This is a genomic window from Psychromonas sp., assembly GCF_047632995.1.
GTDB lineage: Bacteria > Pseudomonadota > Gammaproteobacteria > Enterobacterales > Psychromonadaceae > Psychromonas.
Map to the genome: position 1 here is coordinate 1 of NZ_JBLIEK010000184.1, position 5,039 is coordinate 5,039.

At 42.4% G+C, this 5,039-nt stretch carries 5 protein-coding genes; 1 reads left to right on the plus strand and 4 read right to left on the minus strand.

All coding sequences use genetic code 11. The features are described from left to right. Positions 1-295 precede the first annotated feature (295 nt). Positions 296-1,501, plus strand: coding sequence for a multidrug effflux MFS transporter (locus ACJAT7_RS17760; RefSeq protein ID WP_415228133.1), 1,206 nt, complete (start codon positions 296-298; stop codon positions 1,499-1,501). Positions 1,502-1,529: 28 nt separating this feature from the next. On the opposite strand, the gene ACJAT7_RS17765 is transcribed toward ACJAT7_RS17760, so the two are convergent. Genes ACJAT7_RS17765 through ACJAT7_RS17780 form a run of 4 tightly spaced genes read right to left on the minus strand, consistent with a single transcriptional unit; the run spans position 1,530 to position 4,842 of the window. Beyond that, positions 1,530-2,435 (minus strand): amino acid ABC transporter permease, encoded by a 906-nt coding sequence (locus ACJAT7_RS17765; protein ID WP_415228134.1) that lies wholly within the window; start codon positions 2,433-2,435, stop codon positions 1,530-1,532. Between the two features lie 57 nt (positions 2,436-2,492). Further along, positions 2,493-3,293: a transporter substrate-binding domain-containing protein gene (locus ACJAT7_RS17770; protein ID WP_415228135.1), complete on the minus strand. Its 801-nt coding sequence runs from the start codon at positions 3,291-3,293 to the stop codon at positions 2,493-2,495. Positions 3,294-3,313: 20 nt separating this feature from the next. Beyond that, positions 3,314-4,096 carry an amino acid ABC transporter permease gene (locus ACJAT7_RS17775; protein WP_415228136.1) on the minus strand — a complete coding sequence of 261 codons (783 nt, stop codon included), beginning with the start codon at positions 4,094-4,096 and terminating at the stop codon, positions 3,314-3,316. A 14-nt stretch (positions 4,097-4,110) separates the two neighbouring features. After that, a complete protein-coding gene (locus ACJAT7_RS17780) occupies positions 4,111-4,842 on the minus strand; it encodes an amino acid ABC transporter ATP-binding protein (RefSeq protein ID WP_415228137.1) in 732 nt (243 codons plus the stop codon). Positions 4,843-5,039: the final 197 nt, after the last annotated feature.

Below are 5,039 nucleotides of genomic sequence, written 5' to 3' on the forward strand. Positions count from 1 at the left end.
ATAAAGGCGCAACTATTTTGTTATTAACCGTGCGTCATGCAAAAAATATAGGTAGTTGAAATAGGCAATTGCTATTTTGTCGCAATTAACGCATCAACTTCTCTTAGCAAGCTGCTGATTTAATGGATAGATTATTAACAAAACTAGGTTTTAATATCGCGCTGACAATAATATTAAGGATTAGGAGAATATGAGTCATTTTATGAGAAATTAACTTAATATGTGGTAATACGTTTCTGCATACCATACGATCATTATTAATACCGAGCTTGAATACATATTTATGGAGAAAAAATTGAAAAAAGAACAACATTTTCTTGGTAAAAGAGGAACTTTACTATTTTTGGTTCTTATTAGTGCCTTTCCCCCGCTAACAACAGATATCTATCTGCCAGCTATGCCACATATGGTCGAAACTTTTGCGACCAACCAGAGCATGGTAAATATGACACTCACTATTTATTTTATCACTTATGCTGCAGGCCTACTTTTCTGGGGACCTTTAAGTGAAAAATTCGGCCGTAAACCGATTCTGCTAACCGGCCTTGGCATCTATATTATTTGCAGTATTCTCTGTGCTTTTTCTATGAATATTGAATTTTTAATATTTTCTCGTATGTTACAAGCCTTTGGTGGCAGTGCGGTCACTGTCGTTGCAACCGCTATTGTCAAAGATCTCTATGATGGACGCGAAAGAGAGAAAATCATGGCAACGGTGATGTCACTGGTGATTATTGCGCCTATGGTTGCTCCGGTGCTGGGGGCATTCCTGTTAAAAGTGTCATCCTGGCAGATGATATTTGTTGCTCTGGCAATATTTGGGGGGATCTCAACCATTTTTGCATTTTTATATCAGGAAACGCTTGAAGAAAAATATTCGGGATCTATGCTGCGCTCTTGGGGAAGACTGGGCGTAGTTTTAAAAAACCCTCATTTTATCACCCTGCTGGTTATCTTCTCTATGGTGTCTATGTCAATAATGTCTTTTCTGGCTGTCGCTTCCTATATCTATATTGATGGATTTGGACTGACCGAGCAGGAGTTCAGCTTTATCTTTGCATTTAATGCCTTGTTTGCCATTATTGGCCCGACGCTCTATATAAGAATTTCCAATTACGTCTCGATACAAAATATTGTTTCCTGTTGTTTCGCGCTAATGATGTGTTGCGGTCTGATTGTCTTTACCTTTGGACATTTATCACCATGGCTGTTCGCATTTACCGTTGCGCCGGCGACCGTGACGGTGGTAATCATGCGCGTGCCTGGAGTGAATCTGATGTTGGAACAACAGCAGGGGGATACGGGCTCAGCTGCAGCGCTTATTCAATTTTTTGGAATGATTATGGGTGCCCTCGGTATGATCCTAGTCTCACTCGACCCCGACAGTCTAATTAAAAACCTTGGCACTATTCAGGCCGTGGTCGGTTTTACCGGTGGCCTATTGTGGCTTATTGTACGTAATCGCCCCTTTGTCACGGACAATGTTCTGCAAATACAGTAAGCAAAAGCAATGGTTTGGGGATTTTCAATTACTTTATTAAATGTTTTCTGCTTCTCTTTTCAAGATTACTGAATAACAATGAGAGTCCTAAGCAGAGAATTAAATAGGCGAGTCCGACAAATATCCAGATCTCAAAAATCAAACCCGATGAGTTTGCCATTTCGGTGCCGACAAAAGTGAGTTCTTGAATCGAAATAAGCGACACAATGGAGGAGTCTTTTACCAGTGAAATAGCCTGCCCTGCCAGGGTGGGGGTAATATTACTTAATACCTGCGGCGCAATAACAAAGCGATATTTTGACCAGGGAGACAGGCCAAGTGCTTGTGCGGCTTCCCATTGTCCTTTATCGATCCCTTCCAATCCCGATCTCACCACCTCTGCAATATAGGCGGCAGAGAGTAAACCGATACACAAAACGCCAGAGAGCAGGTTTTCCCACAGATTTGCTGCGCCAAATAAAAAGTTGGTTGCGCCGTTAATCTCGCCATTATGCGCTCGCAGCAAAGAATCGAGTCCCAGTAACGGGATAAGCTGATTTGATATAAAAAAGTAAAAAATAAAAATAAACACCAGAGGTGGGATATTTCTGATCAGTTGAATATAGGCTGTCGCCGGGAGCCTAAACAGCGTTATGTTTGAATGGCGGGCAACGCCTAACAGAGTGCCGAGTATCAAAGCAAAGGCCATTCCCCAAACACTAAGGCGCAGGGTGGAAATAACGCCTTGAAAGAAATAGGGCAGGCTTCCATCTGCCCTTGCGGTAAAGATAAAATCCAACGCCCCTGCCCAGTTCCAGTGATAGTTCACACCGATCGATGAGCGGTAGTAGAGCCAGCCAATAGCGATTAAAGTGACACTCAATAGCAGGTAATCTAACGCGTTAAATGAAAACCGTGGTTTATGCATTTTAGGATTTAGTTGTTCTACTTTCACATATCACCACGAGTATTTTGAAGTTTAGGCCCTGAGAAATCAGGGGAGCAGTTATTCTTATTCTTGCGCAATTTGCTTTTGCCAATCCAGTGTTGAAAACCAATATTCGTAGCGCTCCGATAGCCAGCCGTCCTCGGTGCGCGCTTTAATCCACTTATCAAAAAAGAGCTTCTTATCTTCCTCTCCTAAGCGAACGGCAAAGGCTTCATTCCCTTTAGCAAGTCTTTCGTTAAAAGGAAGAAACAGCAGATCATTATGTTTAATCACTTCATGTTCAGGTTTGGGACTGGAAGCAATAACGGCATAAGCATTGCCGTTTAATACTTCCTGGAATGCTTGCGCATCGTCATCAAATTGCAGAATCTTTGCTTTTGGAAATGTTTCACGGGCGACCTGCACGGTGAAGGCACCACGACGAGCAGCGATTTTCACCTTACGGGAGTTAAAATCGCTGAATTGCGTAAAACCTTTAGCTAACGCTTTGTTAGCTGCAATTTGAACGCCGGAGTGTGAATAGGGTGTAGTAAATAACACACTTTTTGCACGCGCTTCGGTGATAGACATCCCGCCGATAATCACATCAAACTTTTGGGCTAACAGGGCCGGTATAATGCCATCCCATGCAGTGGGTACAAACTCAACTTTCCAACCTGAATCTGCGGCTAAACGTTTGCCGACATCAATTTCAAAACCTATTAATTCACCTTGCATATTGCGCATTGCCCAGGGCACAAATGTTGACATGCCGACGCGTAATGTGCCTCTTTCATTGATTTTATCGAGATTGGTTGTGGCGGCAGCAGGAAGGGAAAGTACAATCCCTAATAAGCCCAATAACACTGTTTTAATCAGTTTCATTTCAGATCTCCTGTGTATAGTTATTGCGTTCGCCACTGAGCGCCAAGCCTGTGCTCAAGCCAGGCAGCTAACCCAGAAAGCGAAAGGGTAAGTAATAGATAGATAGCGGCAATGGTAAACCATATTTCAAATGGCATTGCGGTTTCAGCAACAATATTTCTTCCCTCTGTTGTCAGATCAAAAATTGCCATCACACTAACAATAGAAGAATTTTTGATAAGGGAGACCACTTCGTTCGTTAATGGTGGCACTGTTCTTTGTAAAACCTGCGGTAAGATCACATCCTTGTAGGTAAAATAAACGGGTAAGCCGAGCGATTTTGCCGCTTCAAATTGTCCATGAGAGATACTATTTAACCCGGCACGGAAAATTTCAGCAGTATAAGCGCCCTGGAAAAGTGATAAAGCTAAAATGGCGGTTGAAAATCGATCTAACCCGATCACCGGCCCGAAAACAAAATAGAGCAGGTATATTTGTACCAGTAACGGGGTGTTACGAATGAGTTCTACATAGCCGCGCGCTAAGATTCGACCGACAATGGAGTTGGACAGTCTCAATAGCGCCGTAATCAATCCAATAAGCAGAGTCGCAAGCAAACTTAATGCTGATATTTTAATCGTAACCAGCAACCCATCAATCAGCTCAGCAGGCCACCATTGCCCGTCTTCATAGAAAATCAGGTAATCTGGAATACGTTGCCACTGCCAGCTATATCCCATTAATTGTGCGCCACTGTCCAGAAGCCAGGAGATCCCCACCAGCAAAATGGCGATTTGCAAAAAAACGGATAGGATGGGTTTCACAATTTTAAACAACATCAGTGAGTTAAAATCTGATTTAAGAATTTTTTTGTACGTTGATGTTTTGGTGAGACAAATAGGGTTTGTGGTGGGGCAATTTCGATGATTTCGCCTTGATCCATAAATACCACTCTATCGGCCACTTTTTTAGCAAATCCCATCTCATGCGTAACGCAGACCATGGTCATCCCCTCTTGGGCAAGCTCAACCATAACATCCAGCACCTCGTTAATCATTTCCGGATCCAGTGCGGAAGTGGGCTCATCAAACAGCATAATACGCGGCATCATGCACAGAGAGCGTGCAATAGCGACGCGTTGCTGTTGACCGCCAGAGAGTTGCACAGGGTATTTATCTGCCTGATCATCTACCTTTACCCGTTTAAGAAAGTGCATCGCCCGAGCGTTTGCTTCCTGCTTAGACAGTTTTAAGGTGCGCATCGGTGCAAGTGTTAAGTTATCAATAACACTCAGGTGCGGAAACAGGTAAAAGTGTTGGAAGACCATCCCAACCTTACCTTTTTGTTGTTTTAGATCTGCATTATTAAGCACCTTAACCTGCCCGGAATCGTAGGGCTCTAGGCCGTTAACACAACGAATTAAGGTCGATTTACCCGATCCCGATGGCCCGCAAATAACAACGATCTCCCCTTCTTGAACAGAAAGATTGATCTGTTTAAGGGCTTGAAACTGTCCAAACCATTTATCAACATTATGAAATTCTAATGCGTTTCTGTTTGTTTTTTCCAAAAGTCACTCTTTTATTGAATATCGCGCCACAAAAACGCTAATTCATTGTTTTTTAAAATGAAACCATAAAATATAACAGACTGATTTAAAAGGTATAAAATCACTTTACAGCCATACCTTTTAGTTCCTTGTTAAGGCTAATAATCCTTACCCTATCTTGATCTAGTATGACGTACTATTTATTGTTGATTAAGTCG